Source organism: Pectobacterium aquaticum, assembly GCF_003382565.3.
Taxonomy (GTDB): domain Bacteria; phylum Pseudomonadota; class Gammaproteobacteria; order Enterobacterales; family Enterobacteriaceae; genus Pectobacterium; species Pectobacterium aquaticum.
Map to the genome: position 1 here is coordinate 759,169 of NZ_CP086253.1, position 22,879 is coordinate 782,047.

Sequence of the window (22,879 nt, forward strand, 5' to 3'; positions counted from 1 at the left end):
GAATTAGAGATCGGCGCCTGTTTTTTTATCTATAATGTTTGGAGTATTACAATGTCTCTAAGTGTTGAAGCTAAAGCTAAAATCGTAGCAGACTTCGGTCGTGGCACTAACGATAGTGGTTCTACTGAAGTTCAGGTTGCTTTGCTGACTGCGCAGATCAACCACCTGCAAGGCCACTTTTCTGAGCACAAAAAAGATCACCACAGCCGTCGTGGTCTGCTGCGTATGGTTTCTCAGCGTCGTAAGCTGCTGGACTACTTGAAGCGTAAAGATGTAGCACGTTACACCAGTCTGATCGAGCGTCTGGGTCTGCGTCGCTAAGTCTTCTGTGTTTCAGTGGAAAGGGGCCTCTTTGGCCCCTTTCTTCTAGGAAGCGTTAGCAAAACAGAGTAGTGTATTGTTGTTAATATGATCTTTCATTACAGAGGTTCGCGCGGCTAATGAGAGGCTTTATCTGCATAAGCAAGATAAGGGTTGTCATTAGTCGTGAGAATGTAGTGCAAAGGTCGGGAGTTCACTGGCGCGTTTATAGAGAATACGTGTAGCGCGCCCCAGCTAAGGATATTATTTTGCTGAATCCGATCGTCCGTAAGTTCCAATATGGTCAGCATACCGTCACGTTAGAGACCGGTATGATGGCACGCCAGGCTACCGCCGCTGTGATGGTAAGCATGGATGACACCGCGGTATTCGTTACCGTTGTAGGCGCTAAAAGTGCTAAGCCGGGTCAAAGTTTCTTCCCGTTGACGGTTAACTATCAGGAGCGTACCTACGCTGCTGGACGTTTCCCTGGTGGTTTCTTCCGTCGTGAAGGCCGTCCAAGTGAAGGTGAAACGCTGACTTCTCGTCTGATTGACCGCCCGATTCGCCCTCTGTTCCCAGAAGGCTTCCTGAATGAAGTTCAGGTGATTGCGACCGTTGTTTCTGTTAACCCACAGGTTAGCCCTGACATCGTTGCCATGATTGGTGCCTCTGCGGCGCTGAGCCTGTCTGGTATTCCGTTCAACGGCCCTATCGGTGTCGCTCGCGTCGGTTACCTGAACGACCAGTATGTCCTGAATCCAACGATGGACGAGCTGAAAGAAAGCCGTCTGGATCTGGTGGTTGCAGGTACAGAAGGCGCGGTTCTGATGGTGGAATCTGAAGCTGAGCTGCTGAGCGAAGATCAGATGCTGGGTGCTGTGGTGTTTGGTCACGAGCAACAGCAGATCGTTATCCAGAACATCAACGCTCTGGTTGCTGAAGCAGGCAAACCGAAGTGGGAGTGGCATGCGCCAGAAGTTAACGTTTCTTTAGAGCAGCGTGTACAGGCTTTGTCTGAAGCACGTCTGGGTGACGCTTACCGCATCACTGAAAAACAAGAGCGTTATGCACAAGTTGACGTCATCAAAGCGGATGTTGTTGCCGCTCTGCAAGCCGAAGACGAAACGCTGAATGCGGGCGATATCCAGGAAATTCTGGGTAACGTTGAGAAAAATGTCGTACGTAGCCGCGTGCTGGCTGGCGAACCGCGTATCGATGGCCGTGAAAAAGACATGATTCGTGGTCTTGATGTGCGTACTGGCGTACTGCCGCGTACCCACGGTTCTGCACTGTTCACCCGTGGTGAAACGCAGGCGTTGGTAACCGCTACGTTGGGGACTGAGCGTGATGCGCAGAATATCGACGAATTGACTGGTGAACGTACCGATCGCTTCCTGCTGCACTACAACTTCCCTCCGTACTCTGTTGGTGAAACGGGTATGGTCGGTTCGCCTAAGCGTCGTGAAATCGGTCACGGTCGTCTGGCTAAGCGTGGCGTGTTGGCCGTTATGCCTAAGGCGAACGAATTCCCGTACACCGTACGTGTCGTGTCTGAAATCACAGAATCCAATGGTTCTTCTTCTATGGCGTCTGTCTGCGGTGCTTCTTTGGCACTGATGGATGCAGGTGTGCCAATCAAATCAGCCGTTGCGGGTATCGCGATGGGGCTGGTGAAAGAAGGTGATAACTTTGTTGTTCTGTCTGACATTCTGGGTGACGAAGATCACCTAGGCGATATGGACTTCAAAGTTGCCGGTAGCCGTGAAGGTATCACTGCGCTGCAGATGGATATCAAGATCGAAGGGATTACCCGTGAGATCATGCAGGTTGCTTTGAATCAAGCCAAAGGTGCACGTTTGCACATTCTGGGCGTGATGGAGCAGGCGATCAGCTCACCGCGTGGCGATATCTCTGAATTCGCACCGCGTATTCACACCATCAAGATCAGTACCGATAAGATTAAAGACGTGATCGGTAAAGGTGGTTCTGTGATTCGTGCGCTGACGGAAGAAACGGGCACGACCATTGAAATTGAAGACGATGGTACTGTTAAAATCGCTTCAACCGACGGCGAAAAAGCGAAACACGCAATTCGTCGTATTGAAGAGATTACTGCCGAAATCGAAGTCGGCCGTGTGTATCAGGGTAAAGTTACCCGCATCGTTGATTTTGGTGCTTTCGTCGCTATTGGCGGCGGCAAAGAAGGCTTGGTGCACATTTCTCAGATCGCCGACAAGCGCGTAGAGAAAGTGACTGATTACCTGCAAATGGGTCAGGAAGTGCCGGTCAAGGTTCTGGAAGTTGATCGCCAGGGCCGCGTGCGCTTAAGCATCAAAGAAGCAAATGCGCAAGCCCAGGAAGCGGCAGCCCCGTCTTCTGAGGAATAACGACTGTTAGAAAACGGTCTTATGGCACCTTGCCTGATTATTATGGCAAGGTGCTGCGTGTATCGTAAGGGAATGGATGTCCTTGCGTTGAGCGGTCCGGGACAGGATGTTCATCCAATGTTTGTCTTCGGGAGTGGGAAATGAAGCCTTTCTTGCGCTGGTGTTATGTTGCAACAGCACTCATGCTGGCAGGATGCAGCAACACTGATTGGCGTAAAGACGCAGTATTGGCGATTCCGTTACAGCCTACTTTACAGCAGGAAGTGATTCTGGCACGTATGGAACAAATCCTTGCAAGCCGGGCATTAACCGATGATGAGCGAGCACAGCTATTATATGAGCGCGGAGTGCTGTATGATAGTCTCGGGTTACGGGCATTGGCGCGGAATGATTTTTCACAAGCGCTGACGATCCGCCCTGATATTCCAGAAGTTTTTAACTATTTGGGTATCTATTTAACGCAGGCAGGCAACTTTGATGCTGCCTATGAAGCGTTTGATTCTGTACTAGAGCTTGATCCAACTTACAATTATGCGCGTTTAAACCGGGGCATCGCTTTGTATTATGGCGGTCGCTACCTGTTAGCGCAGGATGATCTGCTGGCGTTTTATCGAGACGATCCGAATGATCCTTTCCGTTCGTTGTGGCTGTATCTTGTGGAGCGAGAAATCAATCCAGAGACGGCCAAAATTGCGTTGAAGAAACGTTATGACGACGCCAAGAAAGGGCCTTGGGGATGGAATATTGTCGAATTTTATCTGGGCAGTATCAGTGAAAAAACACTGATGCAGCGTTTACAGGTAGAAGCTACGGATAACACTTCGCTCGCTGAGCATCTCAGTGAAACTGACTTCTATTTAGGTAAGCACTACCTAAGTCTGGGGGACAAGAACACCGCTTTGGCGCTGTTCAAGCTGACGGTTGCCAACAACGTCCATAACTTTGTTGAGCACCGCTATGCATTGTTGGAATTGGCGCTATTAGGCCAAGAGCAAGACGACCTATCAGGATCGGACCAGCAATAGCTGACGAACACTTAATCAGCCTGAAAAAACTTCGGTTATCACCTTCACGGGTGAGGGCTTTTTTGTTCGCTTTTTAATCCAATTTGAGCCGGTTCACACTTTTCAATGAAAATGACTGAAAATTTTCACGACGAGTTATGTAGACTGGCCGCCATGTTTAATGAGGCACGTGTACATGACTGATTTATTTACTTCTTTTTCCGATTTGGGGCTGTCTGCTCCTATTATTAACGCCCTGACCGATCTGGGCTATGAAAAACCATCGCCAATTCAGGCTGAATGTATTCCCCATCTGCTGAGCGGTCGCGATGTGCTGGGTATGGCACAGACTGGCAGTGGTAAAACTGCGGCTTTTGCTCTGCCATTACTCAATAATTTAAAGCCTGAGTTAAAAGCGCCTCAGATGTTGGTGTTGGCTCCAACCCGCGAACTGGCTGTCCAGGTTGCTGAAGCCTGTAATGATTTTGCCAAGCATATGCATGGCGTTAACGTCGTTGCCCTGTACGGTGGCCAGCGTTATGACGTCCAACTGCGCGCATTGCGTGGTGGAGCACAGATCGTTGTGGGTACGCCGGGCCGTCTGTTGGATCACCTGAAGCGTGGTACGCTGGATCTGTCCAACCTGAGTGGTTTGGTGCTGGATGAAGCTGATGAAATGCTGCGTATGGGCTTCATCGAAGATGTTGAAAACATCATGGCTCAGATCCCTGCTGAACATCAGACTGCGCTGTTCTCTGCGACCATGCCTGAAGCGATTCGCCGCATTACGCGCCGTTTCATGAAAGATCCACAAGAAGTTCGCATTCAATCAAGTGTGACTACGCGTCCAGATATCAGCCAGAGCTACTGGACGGTGCAGGGTATGCGTAAAAATGAAGCGCTGGTACGTTTCCTGGAAGCAGAAGATTTTGATGCGGCGATTATTTTCGTTCGTACCAAAAACGCGACGCTGGAAGTGGCCGAAGCCCTGGAGCGTAGCGGTTACAACAGCGCCGCGCTGAACGGTGACATGAATCAGGCGCTGCGTGAACAAACGCTGGAGCGTCTGAAAGATGGTCGTCTGGATATCCTGATCGCAACCGACGTTGCGGCGCGTGGTCTTGACGTTGAGCGTATCAGCTTGGTTGTCAACTACGATATCCCAATGGATTCCGAGTCTTACGTCCACCGTATTGGTCGTACGGGCCGTGCAGGTCGTGCGGGTCGTGCACTGCTGTTTGTTGAAAACCGTGAACGCCGCCTACTGCGCAACGTTGAACGCACAATGAAGCTGACGATTCCTGAAGTGGAATTGCCAAATGCAGAATTGCTGGGCCAACGCCGTCTGGCTAAGTTTGCCGCTAAAGTACAGCAACAACTGGAAAGCAGCGATCTGGATATGTACCGTGCGCTGTTGACGAAATTGCAACCGCAGGAAGAGTTGGATGTTGAAACGCTGGCTGCTGCGCTGCTGAAAATGGCGCAAGGCGAACGTCCTCTGATTCTGCCGCCAGATCCGGCATTCCGTCCGCGTCGCGAATACCGCGATCGTGATGAGTCTCGTAGTGATTCACGTGGCGATCGTCGCCGTGAACCCCGCGATGCTCGCGATTCCCGTGAACCCCGTGATGGTGACCGTCCACAGCGTCGTGAGCGTCGTGATGCGGGTGAAATGCAACTGTATCGTATCGAAGTGGGTCGTGATGACGGCGTTGAAGTTCGCCACATTGTTGGTGCTATCGCCAACGAAGGGGATATCAGCAGCCGCTACATCGGTAACATCAAGCTGTTCGCGTCTCACTCGACGATTGAACTGCCGAAAGGTATGCCGGGCGACCTGTTATCACACTTTACCCGCACGCGTATTCTGAACAAACCAATGAATATGCAATTGCTGGGTGATGCAGTCGCACAGCCAGAACGTCGTGGTGGTGGTCGTCCTGCGGGTGCGGGCGGCGAACGTCGTGATGGCGCAGCGCCACGTCGCTCTTTCGGCGGTGGTGAACGCCGTGAAGGTAACGCTAACGGCGGTGAGCGTCGCGAACGTTCTTTCAATCGTGATGCCGCTGCACCGCGTGCTCCACGCCGTCGTCCTGCTGATGCTGGTCAATAAAACTAACATCGGGTAATAAGCGTATTGTCTTACTGTTCGAAGTGAAGTTAAACACTTCGCTTCAAATAACAAAATGGTACCTTACGCAATCTTTACCCTTGGTTTTGTTATAAAAAGCGGTCTGTCGATAACGATGGACCGCTTTTTTTGTGACTCACCTCACCGGTCTATCTTAATTTTATAATTAAGGGACGATTCATTCCGAAGTGCAATGCTAAGTCACCATTCTTAATATCTCGAACACTTTTGATGACTACCTAATCTCAATACATTTACGCGGTACTGCTCAGCCGTCCTGATAGCCTTTTATCTCTTCTTCCGACACCGTTCTCGGGGTAAACTGCTTTAGCTGCCGATACTTCATGTTACTCGCTCGTCTTCGGTAGGAAGAACAAGATAGCTTATCAGTATCTTCACTCCCAGCCAGCCAAAACCAAATGTTGCAGTTATTAGATAGATTTATCAGGTTCTAAACGGATAATATTGATCTTTGGCGTTGTTTATTCTGGTGCCGAAAGAAGTGTAATCAAAAAAGACCTAATTAAAGTAGTGCCATTTGGCGCTGCGTAAAAAATAACAACGTTGTGTGGAATTAAACATGTCTGAACTCTTTGCTAAAGAGCGCTTTAGTTGGTGCTCGCTCGGATGGCTTTTACTCTATTTTTGGTTTTTCTCCTGCGCACTACAGCTTGTCATTGTTCTGACCGGACATAGTGGCACCACGGGATTACGTGATTCGCTACTCTACAGCTTGCTGTGGCTGCTCCCCGTTTTTGTTTTCCCTGCTCGAACTAGAATCATCAGTGGCGTATTGGGTATTCTATTATGGAGTACATCCTTGATCGCACTTGGTTATTACTCGATTTATAAACAAGAGTTCTCACAAAGCGTAATGTTTGTGATGTTCGAGTCTAATAGTAAAGAAGCTGGCGAGTATGTAAGCCAATATTTCAGTCTGAAAGTGTTGGCTATATTGTTTTTTTATACGGTGATCGTTGGGTTTCTGTGGCGAAAACTGCGGCCAGTTTATTTACCGCTTAAATATAAAGTGACAGCTTGTTCATTAATTGTTGTGGTGCTATTTGGTATTCCCCTTTATAAAAAAATGCACAATGAGGGGCAGACGTTGGTAGAAGCCAGCGGCTATCTGGCAAGTCGCATGTCCACTACTGCCCCATGGCAGTACATTGCTGGTTACGTAGAGTACCGCCAGCAATTGGGAAGCATGACCGAAATGCTCAGGCAGAATGCGGCGCTGCCACCCCTTGCAAACCTGAAAGATGCGAACGGCAATACACCGCGCACACTGGTATTGGTAATCGGTGAATCAACCACCAGTAGCCGTATGAGCCTGTATGGTTATGGCCGACAGACCACGCCGCGACTGGATGCACTGCGTAAAAGCGATGCCAATCTGGTGGTGTTCAACGATGTGGTGACCTCACGTCCGTACACCATTGAAATCTTGCAGCAGGCACTGACGTTCGCCGATGAGCAGCAACCAGATCTCTATCTGAGCAAGCCTTCGCTGATGAACATGATGAAACAGGCCGGATACAAAACGTTCTGGATTACCAATCAGCAGACGATGACCAAACGTAATACGCTCCTGACGGTGTTCTCCCAGCAAACAGACGAACAGTTCTATATGAACAATCAGCGCACGCAAAGCGCGCGGCAATACGATGACGTGGTGTTCGCGCCGTTTGAAAAGGTGCTGACCGATCCCGCTGAGAAGAAATTTATTGTTGTGCACCTGCTAGGCACTCACATGAAATATAAATTTCGCTATCCGGAAGAGGCGACTCAATTTGTTGGGCGAGAAGGGATTCCTGACGGCGTGGACGACAACGATGTTGAAGTCTATAACGACTACGATAATGCTGAGTTGTACAACGATTACGTTCTTGAAACGCTGATCCGATCCTTTGAAAAAACGCAGCCGAATGGCTTCCTGCTCTATTTCTCGGATCACGGTGAAGATGTTTACGAGACGCCGCCGCACAACGTGCTGGGGCGAAATGAGACAGCACCGACGCGTACTATGTATACCGTGCCGTTTATTCTCTGGACTTCACCGCAGTGGCAGAAAGATCATCCGATCGATTATTCCCCATATGTTGATCGGAAATACAGCAATGCGCACCTGCTGCATACCTGGTCAACTTTGGCGGGGCTTAGCTACGATCTTCAGGAACCCGAAAAAAGCCTGGTTAGCCCTGTATTTCGTGAATCAGAGCGTTGGATAGGCAACCCATACAGTAAGAAAGGGCTGAGCACCTTTGACAGCTTGCCTTACACCACAGGCGGTAAATAACCCCCAGGGAATAACCGAGGTGGAGAGGGGACGCTTTCTCCACCTATTCGGCCCTGCAGAGGGTGCTAACCGATCACGTCCTGACGTATCTGTATGATCCGCTCGAAGGAGTCTTTTCGCGCCTGATGGTCAAAAATTTGGCCATTAATCATCACTTCATCCGCCTGCGTTTCACGCAAAAGGCTCTGCAATCCATGACGGACTTTCGCGCTATCGCCAACAATCGACAGCCGTAATGCTTGATCAGTACCAAACTGCTCGGCAGGTGATCCGACCGTATCGATGTTTTCTACCGGCGCGGGCAGCGGGCCCGGCGTGCCACGGCGCAGGTTGATGAACTGCTGCTGCATCGAGGTGAAGAGGAAGCGCGCATCCCGATCGCTATCGGCTGCAACCACATTGACGCAAACCATCGCGTAGGGCTTAGTGTGGGTAGCAGAAGGGACAAAGTTTTCACGGTAGAGTCGGAAGGCTTCCAGCAACATATCGGGGGCGAAATGAGCGGCAAAGGAGAAAGGTAAACCCAGTCTCGCGGCTAATTGTGCGCTGTACAGGCTCGATCCCAATAGCCAGATCGGAACGTGTAGACCTTGTCCGGGGACGGCCTGCACTGCCTGACCCGGCTGTGCATCGGCGAAATAACGTTGCAATTCCTGCACATCGCGTGGGAAATCTTCGATATCGGCATTGAGATGACGGCGCAGCGCCATCATGGTGCGTTGGTCGGTACCGGGTGCACGGCCTAATCCCAAATCGATACGGCCGGGATACAGTGATTCCAGCGTACCGAACTGCTCGGCGATGACGAGCGGTGAGTGGTTCGGTAGCATCACGCCGCCGGAGCCGAGACGGATGCGTTGTGTGCCCGAGGCAAGATAGCCAAGCAGCACCGACGTCGCCGCGCTGGCGATACCCGTCATGCTGTGGTGTTCCGCCAGCCAATAGCGGTGATAGCCCCATTTTTCTGTGTGCTGCGCCAGATCCAGCGAGCGATGGAAGGCGTCACGCGCTGTCGCACCTTGAGGAATCGGCGCAAGATCGAGGACGGAAAACACGGTGGGTTGAGAAGACGTAGACATAATATGGCTCACTTTGTTGTTCACTGACTCCACCCATTCGGTGGATGCTAACGCTGTCAGTCAATGATGAAAGTCAGATCAGTATGCGGGAATGTCGCGGTTATACGTAGTTCAAAGGTGCGCTTAGGAAGGAAAGGGCGGCTGGCCGCCCTGATAGGAAGTGAGTTACTGAACGAGTTCAAGGCCGGCGACGCGGCGCCAGTAGCCGTTGCAATCTGCCTGATTCTCCAGCGTCAATGGCACATTGCCTTGTTCGTTGGCGCGGAATTTATCCAGCATCGCCGGTGTGCTGATATCGTTCGGGGACAGCCGGACAATATCGACCAAATCCTGCATTGATGTCAGCTCGTTGCCGAGATTGTAGCAATAGCCGCTTTGCGTCTGAATGCCGTTGAGGACAAACACCTGCTGATTCTCCTGCGACAGCATTTTTCTGCCTTGTGGATAGTTGAGGCAGCAGGTTTCGCATTCATCCTTCGGTCGATCTTCTGAACGTGCGGTAAAGCAGCGGGCGGAATAGGCTAACGGTAAATGGCCGTAGCTGAGCACTTCCACTTCAAACTGATGGCGAAAGCCAAGCTCGTCACACTGATTCAATAAGTTTTGCAGCCAGTCTCGGGATAGCTCAACTGGCATGCACCAGCGCACCATGCCTTGTTTATGCAGAACTCGCAGGGTGTACGCGTTGTAGCAGTTGAGCGCGTGTCCGGCGACAAACGGCAAGTTACGTTCGGCGGCGATGTTAACGGCACCCAGATCGTTTGCTTCCAGTAAGAACTCGCCGTTCTCCACATAGCGTTTTAGCTCGGTGAGTTCAGATGGAGCTTGTAAGAGTGCGAGCGTAGAGATCACCACTTGTTTACCGCTATTGGCGACCTCGCGGGCGACGTTGAACCAGTCCGCCACCTTCATCAAGCGGCGCTTGCTGCACACTGTTTCGCCGAGATAAATGATATCGGCGCTGCTGTTCACCGCGGCCTGATAAAACGCCTCAACATCCTCTTTCGGCCAATAGTAGAGAATATTCCCTAATGCGTATTTCATGTGTTCTCCTGCTACTGCCATTTACGGTGATAAGCGCCGAGCGTGGTCTGCGTGCCTTCTGCCACCGCACCTAATGCATCCATCCAGGCCTGAGTGGGAACGAATGTCTCAGGATTGGCGCGGCAGCGATCGATAGCCTGTCGCCATACTTGCGTAATTTGGCTGACGTAGGCTGGGCTGCGCTGGCGGCCTTCTATCTTCACGGAAGCAATATTGGCAGCCATCAATTCAGGCAGCAGCTCCAGCGTGTTCAGGCTGGTTGGCTCTTCCAGCGCATGGTAGCGCTGCCCATCGACTACATAACGCCCTTTGCACAACGTGGGATAACCGGCGTTTTCATCGTCCTGATAGCGGTCGATCAGGATATTGTTCAGACGTGATTCCATGCCGTTTTCCGTCTGCTGCCAGCGTACAAATCGCGCCGGCGAGCAGGCACCTACGGTATTCGGTGATTCACCAGTCAGATAAGAAGAGAGATAGCAGCGGCCTTCCGCCATGATGCACAGGCTGCCAAAGGCGAACACTTCGAGCGGCACCGGGCTGGTGCGGGCGATTTGCTTCACCTGATGGATGGACAGCACGCGCGGCAGCACGATGCGTGCGACATCGAAATGGCGATGATAGAAATGGATCGCTTCGGTGTTCGTCGCGGAAGCCTGAACCGACACGTGACGCTCAATGTGGGGATAGCGCTCGGCGGCGTATTCCAGCATGGCGAGATCGGCGAGGATCAGCACGTCGGCCCCGATCTGCGCAGCCATATCCACAGCGCGTTGCCAGCGCTGATAGCCGTTCGGATGGGCAAACGTATTGATGGCGATATGCAGCTTACGCTGGTGGCGATGCACGTACTCTCGCGCTTCCTGTAGCTTCTTGTCGGTAAAGTTAAGCCCGGCAAAATGACGTGCGTTGGTGTCATCTTTCAGGCCGATATAGACCGCATCTGCGCCATTATCGATGGCAGCTTTCAGTGCCGGCAGGTTGCCAGCGGGGCAAAGCAGTTCCATACACAATCCTTCATTAATCCCTTTGGAGCCGTAGCTGCTCAGTACGATCAATGATGTTCAGACTGACAATCGCGTTTATGACGGGCGTTCTGCCTACCACCCTTGTGGGTCGCCGTAAGCGATTTTTTATCAGTCGATGAATGTTGTTAACGATTGGGAATCTTAATTAACCAAATCGGTAAGGACTTTGATTTAAGGCAGTTTATGGTGCTAATCGTCGCGCAAGGACAAAATCTGTTGGGCATAATCGAATAACCGACTAAATTATTGACATAGACCTCTGCCGCGTGCGGTGGATGTGGCAAAATGTTTGCAGATTATCTGAACAGTCAGATTGCTTTAAGAGGAGTACGCCAGTGTTGGAAAAACTACGAGCGCAGATTGTGCGTCAGGGACCGAGCTTATTAGGTAAGCCACTCAAGTTCACTCCCTTTGCGCTACAGCGTCAGGTTTTGGAACAGATGTTGGGCTGGCAGTTCCGTCAGGCGCTGGAAGAGGGCGATCTGGCATTTCTCGAAAGCCGCTGGCTGAAAATTGAGGTGCGTGACGTTGGCTTGCAGTGGTTTATGACGCTGCGCGACGGGCGTCTGGTCGTGAGTCATGCTGAGACGCCGGATGTCAGCTTCAGCGCAGACGCGAACGATCTGATTTTGATTGCCGCGCGTAAAGAAGATCCTGATACGCTCTTTTTCCAGCGTCGTCTGCGCATTGAGGGCGATACCGAGTTAGGGTTGTATGTGAAGAACCTGATGGACGCTATTGAGCTGGAATCTATGCCTGCGCCGCTGCGCATTGGCCTGCTGCAACTGGCGAACTTTGTTGAAGCCGGCTTACAGGAGGGTGTGGTGCAACCCGCGAATCACACGCCAGTATCATGCTAGTTCGGGTGGAAATTCCCGTTGATGCCGCAGGGATCGACAACTTATTGCGCCGTGCTTTTTCAACGGGGGCGGAAGCGGATCTGGTTCATCAACTGCGTGAAGATGGCTTATTGACGCTCGGCGTTGTGGCGACTGACGATGAAGGTGGCGTGGTGGGCTACGCGGCATTCAGCCCAGTGTTGATCGACGGTGAGGATCGCCAGTGGGTGGCGCTTGCACCGTTGGCGGTAGACGACAGCCTGCGTCGACAGGGCGTAGGGGAGAAGCTGGTCTACGAAGGGCTGGATGCGCTGAATGAATTTAGCTACACCGCTGTCGTCGTACTGGGTGAGCCAACATACTATTCTCGCTTTGGTTTCGTTCCGGCTACAGAACATCAACTGCACTGCCGCTGGCCGGACAGTGAATCGGCTTTTCAGGTTTACCCTCTGGCGGATAACCATGTCGTCGGTGAAGGTCGTCCTGAGGGCGAAAGCGGGTTTGAAAGCGCGAGCGGGCTGGTGGAATACGCCGAGCCGTTTAACCGTTTTCTCTAACGTGATTCGTTAGCCGATAGCGTATCAATACAACGTGTTTGAAATACAAAGCGTCTTGGGCTGGTCTTGTACCAGCCTTTCTTTTTGGTTTTTGCTCAACTGCTTAATGCGATATTCCAGTTTGAGTGCGTCTGAGCGATCGCCCACCAGACAGTGAAACACCAGCGTTAATTCTCCCTTTCCCCGCAGCGCTTTTGCCCCTTTTCCCGTTTGATGCTGATTCAGGCGGCGGCTGACATCCGTTGTGATACCCGTGTACAACGCCCCAGCGACCGTGCGCAGTATGTACAGATACCAGTGAGAATCTTCGGCGTGTTCGGTCATGGTGTTGTCTGTGGTTTCTCGTAAGCCGTCGTGTTGTCAGTCAGTTTAGGGCGCTTGTCCTGCTGCGTGAAGTGATAACTCGCTATTGTTTTGCCCCTCTTTTTCCCGATATAAATGGACGTCTGGCCGACAAGGCTGTCACGGTTAATTCATCGGATGAACCTTATCTGGAACAGTTTGTGTGATAAAAATCACATATAATCACCATCTATTGCATTTTTATTACATCAAGTGTGAGTAAATTCACAAAATAGTCCGACATAGCGTGTTCCAATGTCTAATAAATCGTTTTTTTGTCTAATAACTTTGTCTAATAACTTTGTCTAATAAATAGTTTCTTTCGATGTCATTCTTTCAGTGTTGAAATAATCACAGAATGAAGGGTAGAGGAAGGCTGATTGCGGTGAGAAGGATCTCGGTGCCGCTACAGGTTGTTTCGCCTGGGCGCTATCTTCAAGGAACCAAGTCCGCTCGCCAAACGTGCTGGTTTTGCACCAGTTAATGTTCAGGGCCGGTTAGACCGGCTGACGAGTTGGAGTGTTGTATGACCAAGCTGACCACGGCGGCGCGACGTGCGCTGGCGCTGATGGATTTAACCACGCTGAATGAGGATGATACGGATGAAAAAGTGACGGCACTCTGCCGTCAGGCAAACAGCCCGGCCGGAAAAACAGCTGCTATCTGTATCTATCCACGTTTTATCCCTCTGGCGAAAAAGGTCCTGCGTGAGCAGGGTACGCCGAATATCCGCATCGCGACGGTGACCAACTTCCCGCACGGCAATGATGATGTGGCAATTGCTGTTGCAGAAACCAAGGCAGCGATAGCCTACGGCGCTGATGAAGTTGATGTCGTATTCCCTTACCGCGCACTGATAGCTGGCAACGCGCAAATCGGTTTTGAGCTGGTGCAGGCATGTAAAGCCGTGTGTCAGGATGCCCATGTGCTGCTGAAGGTGATCATCGAAACGGGTGAGCTAAAGCAAGAAGCGCTGATCCGTCAGGCGAGCGAGATTGCCATTGATGCGGGGGCCGATTTCATTAAAACCTCGACCGGTAAAGTGCCGGTGAACGCGACGCCAGAAAGCGCGGCGATCATGCTGAAGGCGATCCGCGATAAAGGTGTGGGTGAGCATGTCGGTTTTAAAGCGGCGGGCGGTGTGCGTAACGCGGAAGATGCCGCCATCTACCTGCAACTGGCGGACGATATCATGGGCGCTGAATGGGCGACGGCGCAGCATTTTCGCTTTGGCGCATCCAGTCTGCTGGCGAGTCTGCTGACAACACTTGGCCACGCGACAGCGGCTCCGAAAGGTAGCTACTAATCACGCGCACAGGCGCACTATTTTATCCGTGACAGTTTATTTGTGATAACGCTATTCGTGACAACACTATTCTTTACAACGTATTGTTTATAAAGAATTTGTATTCATGGTGGCGTTGGCTCACACATAGCAAATGTGCTCGCAGCGACAGGCTGCTGAGCCACATCAGAATTGATCAGGAGTACAGACCTTGTTTCTGATTCAAGAAATTATTCGTAAGAAGCGTGATGGAAAAGCTCTGAGCGAAGAGGAAATCCGCTTCTTTATCAATGGTATTCGTGACAATACCGTCTCTGAAGGCCAGATAGCAGCGCTGGCAATGACCATTTATTTTCACGACATGTCGATGGATGAGCGCGTGGCGCTGACGTTGGCGATGCGTGACTCCGGCACGGTACTGGACTGGAAGAGTCTGAACCTGAACGGCCCGCTGGTGGACAAACACTCTACCGGTGGCGTCGGGGATGTTACCTCGCTGATGCTGGGGCCGATGGTTGCCGCCTGTGGGGGGTACGTCCCAATGATCTCTGGGCGCGGCTTAGGGCATACCGGCGGCACGTTAGATAAACTTGAAGCGATTCCGGGACTGGATATTTTCCCGAACGATGAAGATTTTCGTCGCATCATCCAGCAGGTTGGCGTCGCGATCATTGGGCAGACTTCCTCGCTGGCTCCGGCGGATAAACGCTTTTACGCCACGCGTGACATTACCGCCACGGTCGATTCAATCCCGCTGATCACTGCGTCGATTCTGGCGAAGAAGCTGGCGGAAGGGCTGGATGCGCTGGTGATGGACGTCAAAGTGGGTTCCGGGGCGTTTATGCCGACCTATGAACTGTCCGAACAACTGGCACAGGCGATTGTCGGCGTAGCGAATAACGCGGGATGTCACACCAGCGCATTGCTGACTGACATGAATCAGGTGCTGGCCTCGAGTGCGGGTAACGCGCTGGAAGTGCGAGAAGCCGTGCGTTTCCTGACGGGGGAGAGCCGCAATCCACGCCTGTATGATGTTACTATGGCGCTATGTGGCGAGATGCTGCTGGCGGGCGGACTGGCAAGCTCGGCGGACGACGCGCATTCACGTCTGCAAGCCGTGTTGGATAACGGTAAAGCTGCCGAAGTCTTTGGTCGCATGGTCGCCGCACAGCGTGGCCCGAGCGATTTTGTCGAACACTACGATCGTTACCTGCCAGTGGCGACATTAAGCAAGCCGGTTTTTGCGACGCGTGAAGGCATCGTGACTGGGATGGATACCCGCGCGCTGGGCATGGCCGTCGTCTCGCTGGGCGGTGGACGCCGTCAGGCCACGGATACGATCGATTACAGCGTCGGTCTGGATAGCATGATCAGTTTGGGTGAGCGCGTTGATGCGCAGTGCCCGCTGGCGGTGATCCACGCCAATACGGAAGCGCAGTGGCAGCAGGCGGCGAATGAAGTCCGTGCCGCGATCCAATTGGGCGACACCGCGCCAGAAAAGACCCCGATGGTCTATCGTCGAGTGAGCGCAGAAGCCTGATCGCACGGGGCCGATTAGTGGTCGTCTTGAATTGATTTTCCCCTGCCTGTCGGCAGGGCGTTAGCGCATAGCTGCGCAGGAGAAAAAGAATGAAACGTGCATATATTATGGTTCTCGACTCGTTTGGGATCGGCAGCAGTGCTGATGCAGAACGTTTTGGCGATGTCGGTTCGGATACGCTGGGTCATATCGCTCAGGCGTGTGCAGCAGGGACGGCGGATAAAGGGCGCAGCGGTAAGCTGCATTTGCCGAACCTGAGCCGTCTGGGGCTGGGTAAAGCCGCTGAGGCCTCAACGGGGACGTTCCCGGCAGGGCTGGATGAAAACGCAGACATCATCGGTGCTTACGCGCACGCCAGCGAAATCTCCTCGGGTAAAGATACGCCGTCTGGTCACTGGGAAATTGCCGGTGTGCCTGTCCTGTTCGACTGGGGTTATTTTAAAGATGAAGAAAACAGTTTTCCGCAGGAGCTGCTGGATAAACTGGTAAAACGCGCCAATCTGCCGGGCTATCTGGGCAACTGCCACTCTTCCGGTACGGTGATTCTGGATCAGTTGGCTGAAGAACATATGAAAACCGGCAAGCCGATTTTCTACACCTCTGCGGATTCGGTGTTCCAGATTGCCTGCCATGAAGAAACGTTCGGTCTGGATAAGCTGTACGAGCTGTGTGAAATCGCCCGCGAAGAGCTGACCGAAGGGAATTACAACATCGGGCGCGTGATCGCGCGTCCGTTTATCGGCGACAAACCCAGCAATTTCGAGCGCACTGGCAACCGTCACGATCTGGCCGTTGAACCGCCAGCGCCAACCATCCTGAAAAAAATGGTGGATGAAAAAGGCGGCGAAGTGGTTTCCGTCGGCAAGATTGCGGATATCTATGCGCAGGTCGGTATCACGAAGAAAGTAAAGGCCACCGGCATCGATGCGCTGTTTGACGCCACGCTGAAAGAGATGGATAGCGCGGGTGATAACACTATCGTGTTTACCAACTTTGTTGATTTCGATTCTGCCTACGGCCACCGCCGTGATATTCCGGGCTACGCTGCCGCGCTGGAGCTGTTTGACCGTCGCCTGCCAGAAATGCTGTCCCGCGTGAAGGGTGACGACATCCTGATTCTGACGGCTGACCACGGCTGTGACCCAAGCTGGCACGGCACCGATCACACTCGTGAGAACGTACCGGTGTTGATCTATGGGCCTAACGTGAAGCCGGGGTCATACGGCCACCGTGAAACCTTCGCCGATATCGGGCAGACGGTCGCGGCCTACTTTGGCCTGTCGCCTATGGACTACGGCAAATCGATACTGTAAAACACACCGTTTTTTACGTGAAACTTGATTAATTAAGGAATAAACGCATGGCTACGCCACATATTAATGCAGAAATGGGTGATTTCGCGGACGTTGTACTGATGCCGGGCGACCCGCTGCGCGCTAAGTACATTGCAGAAACCTTTCTGGATGATGCCCGCGAAGTGAACAACGTGCGTGGCATGTTAGGGTTCACGGGGACTTACAAAGGCCGTAAAATTTCAGTCATGGGCCACGGCATGGGTATCCCATCCTGCTCAATTTATGCGAAAGAACTGATCACCGAATTCGGCGTGAAGAAGATCATTCGTGTGGGTTCCTGCGGTGCGGTACGTGAAGATGTTAAGCTGCGCGACGTGGTAATCGGCATGGGTGCCTGTACGGATTCCAAAGTGAACCGACTGCGTTTCAAAGATCACGACTACGCGGCGATTGCCGATTTCGATATGGTGCGTAATGCCGTTGATGCTGCCAAAGCACGCGATGTTTCTGTCCGCGTCGGTAACATCTTCTCCGCCGATCTGTTCTACACGCCAGATCCGCAGATGTTCGACGTGATGGAAAAATACGGCATTCTGGGTGTGGAAATGGAGGCGGCCGGTATCTATGGCGTCGCGGCAGAGTTCGGTGCGAAAGCGCTGGCAATCTGTACCGTTTCTGACCACATTCGTACCGGTGCACAGACTACGTCAGAAGAGCGTCAAAACACGTTCAACGAAATGATCGAAATCGCGCTGGAATCCGTTCTGCTGGGCGATAACGAGTAACATCACATCAGCCCGGACATCCGCTCCGGGCTGTATTTTCCTGTTTTTCCCTTCAAATCCTGCTGTAAGCTACCTGCTGATTGTCCGCCGCTGGCGGCGGAACAGAAAGATCGACAATGCAGTTCTCTGTGTGCGCTTTCTTCTCTGGTTCGAGTGGCGTTAACCGTATCTGATGTTTGAAGCATGCTAGCACCGCAGGCTGATGGCTGACGGCCAAAACAATGGTTTGTGGCAGCGTAATCCTGATGTGTTCTAGTAGTTGAAGCGCTGCCGCGTCGTCGAGTTGGCTGGTGGCCTCATCCAGACAAAGTAGCGTCGGGCGCAGCAGTAACGCACGTGCGAGCGACAGGCGCTGTTGTTCACCGCCTGATAGTTCCCGGCTCCAGTTTGCCTTGTCGTCCAGACGGGGAATCAGCGCGGTCAGCCCGGTTTGTTCTAGTACCGCGATCAACGGTGCGGTATCCGCTAACTGCGCCTGCGGATAACACAGTACCTGACGCAGCGTGTCCTGCGGTAAATAGGCCTTTTGCGGTAAAAACAGCGCGCGGCCCGCAGGGAAATGCCTCTCTCCTTGCGAGGTTGGCCACAGTCCCGCCAGCGCCCGCAGCAGCGTGGTTTTTCCACTGCCGCTGACTGCGCTGAGTACCGCCCATTCGCCAGCCTGAAGCGTGAGCGTCAGCGGGGCAAAGTACGGTGAACCCTCCGGGCGCGAGACGGACAGCGCGTTGATGTGCAGAGCATAGCCTTCATGGCGAGGTTCCTCTGGCGTCGGTAACTGTTGTAAGCGGTGCTGGAATTCCCACAGCCGTTCAATCGTAGAAGACCACTGAACCAACTGGCGATAGGCATCGATAAACCAGCCAAAGGCATCCAGCACATAACCGAAAGCGGATCGCGCCTGCATAATCGCCCCGAGGCTAACCTGACGGGCGAGAAACAGCGGCAGGGTAGCGAAAACCGGAATAATCAGGCTGAAACGGAAATAGCTGGTCGTAAAGCTTTCCAGCCGGAATTCTCGCGTCATTAAACGCTGCCAATTTTGCACGATGGGCAGGAAGTGTTGCCGCATCCGCTGCTGCTCGGCGTCGCTCCCTTGGTAAAACGCGATTTGCTCGCTGTTGTCTCGCACCCGCAGCAGCGTGGCGCGGTAGTCGGCTTCTGCCCGCTGGCGTTCAATATTCAGCTTGTGCAGACGATGCCCCAGCAGGTGCGTCACCACGCTGGCTACTGCGGCGTAAACCAGTGCGATCCACACCAGATAGCCGTGTACCGTGATGGTGTAGCCGCTCAACGTGAAGGTATGGACGCCGGAAAGCTGCCAGAGAATGGCGATGAAAGAGAAAAAACGGGCGGTATTTTTCAGCAGCGAAAGCAGGAGTTCGAGACTCTGTTCAATCAGCAGACGGATATCTTCCGCGATGCGCTGATCGGGGTTATCCAGCCCGGCGCTGAGCTGGTAGTGGGCGTGATTACGCAGCCAATCCTGCTCATATTGATGCGTCATGATATCGCGCCAGCGGATAATCAGCTGTTTCTTGAGCCAGTTGCCGCAGATGATGACCAGCACGAACAACAGTGTATAGGCCAGATAGCGCATGGCCATATCGTAGATTGACGCGTGCTGAAAATAGTCGGCCAGCGCGTCGTAAAAATCCCGGCTCCAGTTGTTGTACTGCACGCTGATCCACACGACGGAGAGCGTCAGGCTCATAATCAGCAGCAGTAACAGCCAGAGCAAGGTGGCACGTGTGGTTAGCCAGAAAGGCGCGGTCAGCGCATAAAAGCGTTTAAGTGTTTGCATAATGGGTTGAGCGAGGGCCTGCCAGCCGAGGCTGGCAGGCGTGTTCGCTTAGAAATTCCACTTCGCGGTCAGCATGAAATTACGCGGGTCGCCGTAATAGTTGTTGCCGCTAAGATGGCGGTTGTTCAGGTTTAAGTAGTAGGTTTTATCCGTCAGATTATTGCCCACCAGATTGAAGCTCAGGTTTTTGCTGTACTGATAGCGGACATTGGCGTTAAACAGGGTGTAACCGCCCTGATGCAGACCATAAGCCCTGTTTGGGGAGGTTTGCGTCTCAGTCTGTGCCGTCATGCCTGCGCCAATCGTCCATTGGTTCAACTCACCCGGCAGATTGTATGAGGTGTACAGCTTGAACATATGTTTCGGCGTACGCGGGCTGAACTGTGCCGCTCTTTCGCTCGCGCTACCTTCAAGATATTTACTGTTGGTCAGGGTATAACCGGCCTGAATCTGCCAGCCTTCAGCCAGTTTGCCTGTGACATCCAGCTCCACACCCTGGCTACGCACTTCGCCTTGAGCTTGCGAGCAGCTTGTCCCGACTAGACAAACTGAACTATCCGCCACGGCCATTGCGCGATTCGCCTGAATGATGCGGAACAATGCCAGAGAGGTATTCAGATCGCCATCAAAGAACTCGCCCTTCACGCCGGTTTCATAGTTGGTGCCGGTAATGGCGGGCAGCAGCTTACCATTGCGATCTTTTTCGCTCTGCGGCTTGTAGATCTCGGCGTAGCTCAGATACCAGGTGTAGTTGTCAGCAAAGTCCCACAGCAGACCGCCGTAAGGCACAAACTCATTGCTGGCATGCAGGCTGCTGAGTGAGGAGGTATTACGGATATGATTAGTGAAATACTCGTCATAGCTGTAGGCGCTGTAACGGCCGCCCAGAATCAGCTTCCAGTCATCCGCCAGTTCGAATCTGGCCGTGGCGAACGCGCCGCGCTGATACAGATTAAAGCGGTCGTTATAGTGGTTGTTGTAGAGACTCGTATTTGACCAGTCTGGTTCTGCCAACGAATTCGGCTGCCAGTTGAAAATATTCACGCTGCTGGTGTTGTTGATGCGGATGTGGTTGTTATCGAAATTCTCTTTCTGATAATCACCTCCCACCACCAGTTCATGATTACGCCCCAATAGCTCGAACGGACCGTTCAGGCTCAGGTTGTAACCCCACTGTTCAGCCTTATTGTCGTAGCGCAGATTATTGTTTAGCGATGACGTCCCCGTTGCTGGATTGACGCCGCTGGTGCCGTTCATGATACCGATATAGCTGCTTGCTGCACGGGAGTGGATATAGTTCAGCGCGGTTTTCAGCGTCCAGTCGTTGTCGAAGTGGTGCTCCAGTTCGACAAACGGGTTAATTTTTTCAAACTCAATGCGGTTCCAACTGGCGCCCAGATAGGTGGATCGCGGCAGGTTCAGGCTGCTTTTATTGGTGGCGAACGGGATGCCATACACATCCGGCACGCCTCGGGTTTTTTGCCAGTTAATGCCGCCGGTGACCGTGGTGGACGGCGTCAGATCGTAGGCCAGCGTGCCGAACAGCACTTTTCTTTCACTGTGTTCGTAATCTTTAAAGCTTTGTTTATCCTGATAAACGCCAACGAGACGGCCGCGCAGGCTGGCATCGTCATTCAGCGGGCCGGAGACATCGAGCTCGCTGCGGTAATTATCCCAACTGCCCACGCCAACGCTGCCCGATGCCTGAAAATTGTGAGTAGGCTGCTTGCGCACCAGATTAACGGTGCCGCCGGGTTCGCCATTGCCTTGTGACAGGCCGGACGCACCGCGCAGGATTTCGACGCGGTCATAAATCGCCAGATCGGGAGATTCGCTGGAGGACTGAACCGCCCCCATGTTGGATACGCTGTTCTGGCTGGAAAAGTTAACGCCGTCTTCCTTGATATTATCCATCACGAAAGCACGCGATTCGTATTTCACCTGATAGCTGTTCTGGTTGACCACGTTGATGCCGGTGGTTTGCTTCATGGCCTCATCCAGCGAGGTCATATTCTGATCGTCCATGCGCTGGCGTGTGACAACAATAACAGATGAAAATAGTAGAAAATATGCCTTATGGTAGCTCTCGATAGCTCCAAAAAATATACATTTTTTTCTATACACACTGAAATTCATTTATATTATTGATTTGTATGGATAAATATAGTTTTCACTTGTTTTTTTAATTACAGAAAATTTATTTTATTACATATTTTTCAATTACTTAATGGTTTTTAATCGTTAAGCGTAGTGCTCTATACTTGATATGTTTATGGTGATAGCATTGATTTCGTCGAATGATGCTGCATCACGGAACTCTAAAAATGGCTAAACCCGCTAAAAAGGTCGTCTTGTATCGCGCTAAATGTTTAGAGGCTCCTTGCAAACACGAATGGACGAGTCGTGCTGGCGCAGGGACACCGAACTATTGCCCAAAGTGCCGTAGTGTTCGTATTACAAGTAGTCCTATTGGTTGATAAAGGAATTTAACCATGAGTGCGAAGCACAAGGGTCAATGCCCATTTTGCAATGAGATGGTTCAGCCAAAGGTAGTTGAAGAGAATACCGTTAGGCGAGATAAGTGCTTATGCACTGAATGCAACGAGACTGTTTATGTATGTCGCAGCCCTGGCTGTCAGAACTATGCAAAAGGCGGTGAATACTACGATGATGAACTTTGCCCATCCTGCACTTCGGGAATTGCTGACATAGGTAAAACCACCGCAGTTATGGGGGCGATTAGTATGGTGGTAAAAATTTTAACCAAAGTAAAATAATCCCAAAAAATAGAAATTATACTTAAAGGATTAAAATATAATGAGTCAAGAAAAAGCACGCCGCCAACGTAATGCTCGAAGTGATGCCAGCGTAGGTAGCATTGAGAAGCACATTGAAAAGACTTATGGCTTACCGGAGGGTTCGGTGCAGATTAATAACAAAAATGGCAAGAACTCTCGCAGCGACCAAAAGATAAAAACCTTGAGAAAGCAACACGACTAAGAAGCTGAGCATGCCAAGTGTTAAATAGAGCCGCCTTTATAGGCGGCTTTTTATTTCTGCTTTTAAACGAAAATTTTTGAGAGTAAAAGCATGGATCGACTAATAAAAATTGGGTTTGAAGACATAGGCCACTGGCTAATTGAAAACGGCAGCCTCGTCC

Annotated in this window: 20 protein-coding genes; 14 read left to right on the forward strand and 6 right to left on the reverse strand. The window is 51.9% G+C overall.

Annotated features, from left to right (window positions below):
• Window positions 1-51: 51 nt before the first annotated feature.
• From rpsO to cptA, 6 genes are all read left to right on the forward strand, one after another.
• Window positions 52-321, forward strand: coding sequence for a 30S ribosomal protein S15 (gene rpsO / locus DMB82_RS03605; protein ID WP_010279698.1), 270 nt, complete (start codon window positions 52-54; stop codon window positions 319-321).
• A 248-nt stretch (window positions 322-569) separates the two neighbouring features.
• Window positions 570-2,690: a polyribonucleotide nucleotidyltransferase gene (gene pnp, locus DMB82_RS03610; protein WP_102118065.1), complete on the forward strand. Its 2,121-nt coding sequence runs from the start codon at window positions 570-572 to the stop codon at window positions 2,688-2,690.
• A 140-nt stretch (window positions 2,691-2,830) separates the two neighbouring features.
• Entirely contained in the window at window positions 2,831-3,715 is an 885-nt protein-coding gene (gene nlpI / locus DMB82_RS03615; protein WP_010279700.1) for a lipoprotein NlpI, read from the forward strand.
• Window positions 3,716-3,826: 111 nt separating this feature from the next.
• Entirely contained in the window at window positions 3,827-3,898 is a 72-nt protein-coding gene (gene yrbN / locus DMB82_RS20765; RefSeq protein ID WP_223193433.1) for a protein YrbN, read from the forward strand.
• Window positions 3,891-5,807 (forward strand): DEAD/DEAH family ATP-dependent RNA helicase, encoded by a 1,917-nt coding sequence (locus tag DMB82_RS03620; RefSeq protein WP_116155150.1) that lies wholly within the window; start codon window positions 3,891-3,893, stop codon window positions 5,805-5,807. Before yrbN ends, DMB82_RS03620 begins: the two co-directional genes overlap by 8 nt.
• Window positions 5,808-6,405: 598 nt before the next feature.
• On the forward strand, window positions 6,406-8,124 hold the full coding sequence (gene cptA / locus DMB82_RS03625; RefSeq protein WP_116155151.1) for a phosphoethanolamine transferase CptA: 1,719 nt from the start codon (window positions 6,406-6,408) through the stop codon (window positions 8,122-8,124).
• A gap of 65 nt (window positions 8,125-8,189) precedes the next feature.
• Here the strand turns inward: cptA and DMB82_RS03630 are convergent, their stop codons facing one another.
• The 3 genes from DMB82_RS03630 to ubiU form a co-directional block, all read right to left on the reverse strand.
• The gene (locus DMB82_RS03630) at window positions 8,190-9,203 is read right to left on the reverse strand and encodes a luciferase-like monooxygenase (protein ID WP_116164205.1); all 1,014 of its coding nucleotides are present in this window, start codon (window positions 9,201-9,203) and stop codon (window positions 8,190-8,192) included.
• Window positions 9,204-9,368: 165 nt separating this feature from the next.
• A complete protein-coding gene (locus DMB82_RS03635) occupies window positions 9,369-10,247 on the reverse strand; it encodes a U32 family peptidase (protein WP_102118062.1) in 879 nt (292 codons plus the stop codon).
• Window positions 10,248-10,258: 11 nt separating this feature from the next.
• Window positions 10,259-11,254: a ubiquinone anaerobic biosynthesis protein UbiU gene (gene ubiU / locus DMB82_RS03640; RefSeq protein ID WP_116155153.1), complete on the reverse strand. Its 996-nt coding sequence runs from the start codon at window positions 11,252-11,254 to the stop codon at window positions 10,259-10,261.
• A gap of 356 nt (window positions 11,255-11,610) precedes the next feature.
• On the opposite strand from ubiU, the gene ubiT reads away from it, so the two are divergent.
• Together ubiT and DMB82_RS03650 are read left to right on the forward strand one after the other, a co-directional pair.
• The gene (gene ubiT, locus DMB82_RS03645) at window positions 11,611-12,135 is read left to right on the forward strand and encodes a ubiquinone anaerobic biosynthesis accessory factor UbiT (protein ID WP_116155154.1); all 525 of its coding nucleotides are present in this window, start codon (window positions 11,611-11,613) and stop codon (window positions 12,133-12,135) included.
• Window positions 12,129-12,671 (forward strand): GNAT family N-acetyltransferase, encoded by a 543-nt coding sequence (locus DMB82_RS03650; RefSeq protein WP_116164207.1) that lies wholly within the window; start codon window positions 12,129-12,131, stop codon window positions 12,669-12,671. Before ubiT ends, DMB82_RS03650 begins: the two co-directional genes overlap by 7 nt.
• Window positions 12,672-12,695: 24 nt before the next feature.
• On the opposite strand, the gene DMB82_RS03655 is transcribed toward DMB82_RS03650, so the two are convergent.
• Window positions 12,696-12,995: a GIY-YIG nuclease family protein gene (locus DMB82_RS03655; protein ID WP_010300032.1), complete on the reverse strand. Its 300-nt coding sequence runs from the start codon at window positions 12,993-12,995 to the stop codon at window positions 12,696-12,698.
• A 544-nt stretch (window positions 12,996-13,539) separates the two neighbouring features.
• Here DMB82_RS03655 and deoC point away from each other — a divergent pair.
• The 4 genes from deoC to deoD all read left to right on the forward strand — a co-directional run bounded on the left by deoC (window position 13,540) and on the right by deoD (window position 17,918).
• Entirely contained in the window at window positions 13,540-14,319 is a 780-nt protein-coding gene (gene deoC, locus DMB82_RS03660; protein WP_116164209.1) for a deoxyribose-phosphate aldolase, read from the forward strand.
• 190 nt (window positions 14,320-14,509) lie between these two features.
• A complete protein-coding gene (gene deoA / locus DMB82_RS03665) occupies window positions 14,510-15,838 on the forward strand; it encodes a thymidine phosphorylase (RefSeq protein ID WP_116164211.1) in 1,329 nt (442 codons plus the stop codon).
• Window positions 15,839-15,927: 89 nt separating this feature from the next.
• Window positions 15,928-17,151 (forward strand): phosphopentomutase, encoded by a 1,224-nt coding sequence (gene deoB, locus DMB82_RS03670; protein WP_102118056.1) that lies wholly within the window; start codon window positions 15,928-15,930, stop codon window positions 17,149-17,151.
• Between the two features lie 47 nt (window positions 17,152-17,198).
• Window positions 17,199-17,918, forward strand: a complete 720-nt coding sequence (gene deoD / locus DMB82_RS03675; protein ID WP_044203954.1) for a purine-nucleoside phosphorylase — start codon at window positions 17,199-17,201, stop codon at window positions 17,916-17,918.
• Between the two features lie 52 nt (window positions 17,919-17,970).
• On the opposite strand, the gene DMB82_RS03680 is transcribed toward deoD, so the two are convergent.
• Both DMB82_RS03680 and DMB82_RS03685 read right to left on the reverse strand, forming a co-directional pair.
• Complete coding sequence (locus DMB82_RS03680) at window positions 17,971-19,719, reverse strand: ABC transporter ATP-binding protein/permease (RefSeq protein ID WP_116164213.1); 1,749 nt, start codon at window positions 19,717-19,719, stop codon at window positions 17,971-17,973.
• 48 nt (window positions 19,720-19,767) lie between these two features.
• Window positions 19,768-21,744: a TonB-dependent siderophore receptor gene (locus tag DMB82_RS03685; RefSeq protein WP_267132205.1), complete on the reverse strand. Its 1,977-nt coding sequence runs from the start codon at window positions 21,742-21,744 to the stop codon at window positions 19,768-19,770.
• Between the two features lie 467 nt (window positions 21,745-22,211).
• Here DMB82_RS03685 and DMB82_RS03690 point away from each other — a divergent pair, with 467 nt between their 5' ends.
• Together DMB82_RS03690 and DMB82_RS03695 are read left to right on the forward strand one after the other, a co-directional pair.
• Window positions 22,212-22,496 carry a hypothetical protein gene (locus DMB82_RS03690; protein WP_116164215.1) on the forward strand — a complete coding sequence of 95 codons (285 nt, stop codon included), beginning with the start codon at window positions 22,212-22,214 and terminating at the stop codon, window positions 22,494-22,496.
• A gap of 40 nt (window positions 22,497-22,536) precedes the next feature.
• Window positions 22,537-22,719 (forward strand): hypothetical protein, encoded by a 183-nt coding sequence (locus tag DMB82_RS03695; protein ID WP_116164217.1) that lies wholly within the window; start codon window positions 22,537-22,539, stop codon window positions 22,717-22,719.
• Window positions 22,720-22,879 lie beyond the last annotated feature (160 nt).

Excerpts from the sequence above, each read along its gene's own strand:
- DMB82_RS03620 (WP_116155150.1), top strand. The coding sequence starts at position 3,891 with ATGACTGATTTATTTACTTCTTTTTCCGATTTGGGGCTGTCTGCTCCT.
- DMB82_RS03630 (WP_116164205.1), bottom strand. The coding sequence starts at position 9,203 with ATGTCTACGTCTTCTCAACCCACCGTGTTTTCCGTCCTCGATCTTGCG.
- DMB82_RS03685 (WP_267132205.1), bottom strand. The coding sequence starts at position 21,744 with ATGGACGATCAGAATATGACCTCGCTGGATGAGGCCATGAAGCAAACC.
- DMB82_RS03690 (WP_116164215.1), top strand. The coding sequence starts at position 22,212 with ATGAGTGCGAAGCACAAGGGTCAATGCCCATTTTGCAATGAGATGGTT.
- DMB82_RS03650 (WP_116164207.1), top strand. The coding sequence starts at position 12,129 with ATGCTAGTTCGGGTGGAAATTCCCGTTGATGCCGCAGGGATCGACAAC.
- deoD (WP_044203954.1), top strand. The coding sequence starts at position 17,199 with ATGGCTACGCCACATATTAATGCAGAAATGGGTGATTTCGCGGACGTT.
- rpsO (WP_010279698.1), top strand. The coding sequence starts at position 52 with ATGTCTCTAAGTGTTGAAGCTAAAGCTAAAATCGTAGCAGACTTCGGT.
- DMB82_RS03695 (WP_116164217.1), top strand. The coding sequence starts at position 22,537 with ATGAGTCAAGAAAAAGCACGCCGCCAACGTAATGCTCGAAGTGATGCC.
- deoC (WP_116164209.1), top strand. The coding sequence starts at position 13,540 with ATGACCAAGCTGACCACGGCGGCGCGACGTGCGCTGGCGCTGATGGAT.
- DMB82_RS03635 (WP_102118062.1), bottom strand. The coding sequence starts at position 10,247 with ATGAAATACGCATTAGGGAATATTCTCTACTATTGGCCGAAAGAGGAT.
- ubiU (WP_116155153.1), bottom strand. The coding sequence starts at position 11,254 with ATGGAACTGCTTTGCCCCGCTGGCAACCTGCCGGCACTGAAAGCTGCC.
- DMB82_RS03680 (WP_116164213.1), bottom strand. The coding sequence starts at position 19,719 with ATGCAAACACTTAAACGCTTTTATGCGCTGACCGCGCCTTTCTGGCTA.
- nlpI (WP_010279700.1), top strand. The coding sequence starts at position 2,831 with ATGAAGCCTTTCTTGCGCTGGTGTTATGTTGCAACAGCACTCATGCTG.
- deoB (WP_102118056.1), top strand. The coding sequence starts at position 15,928 with ATGAAACGTGCATATATTATGGTTCTCGACTCGTTTGGGATCGGCAGC.
- DMB82_RS03655 (WP_010300032.1), bottom strand. The coding sequence starts at position 12,995 with ATGACCGAACACGCCGAAGATTCTCACTGGTATCTGTACATACTGCGC.
- cptA (WP_116155151.1), top strand. The coding sequence starts at position 6,406 with ATGTCTGAACTCTTTGCTAAAGAGCGCTTTAGTTGGTGCTCGCTCGGA.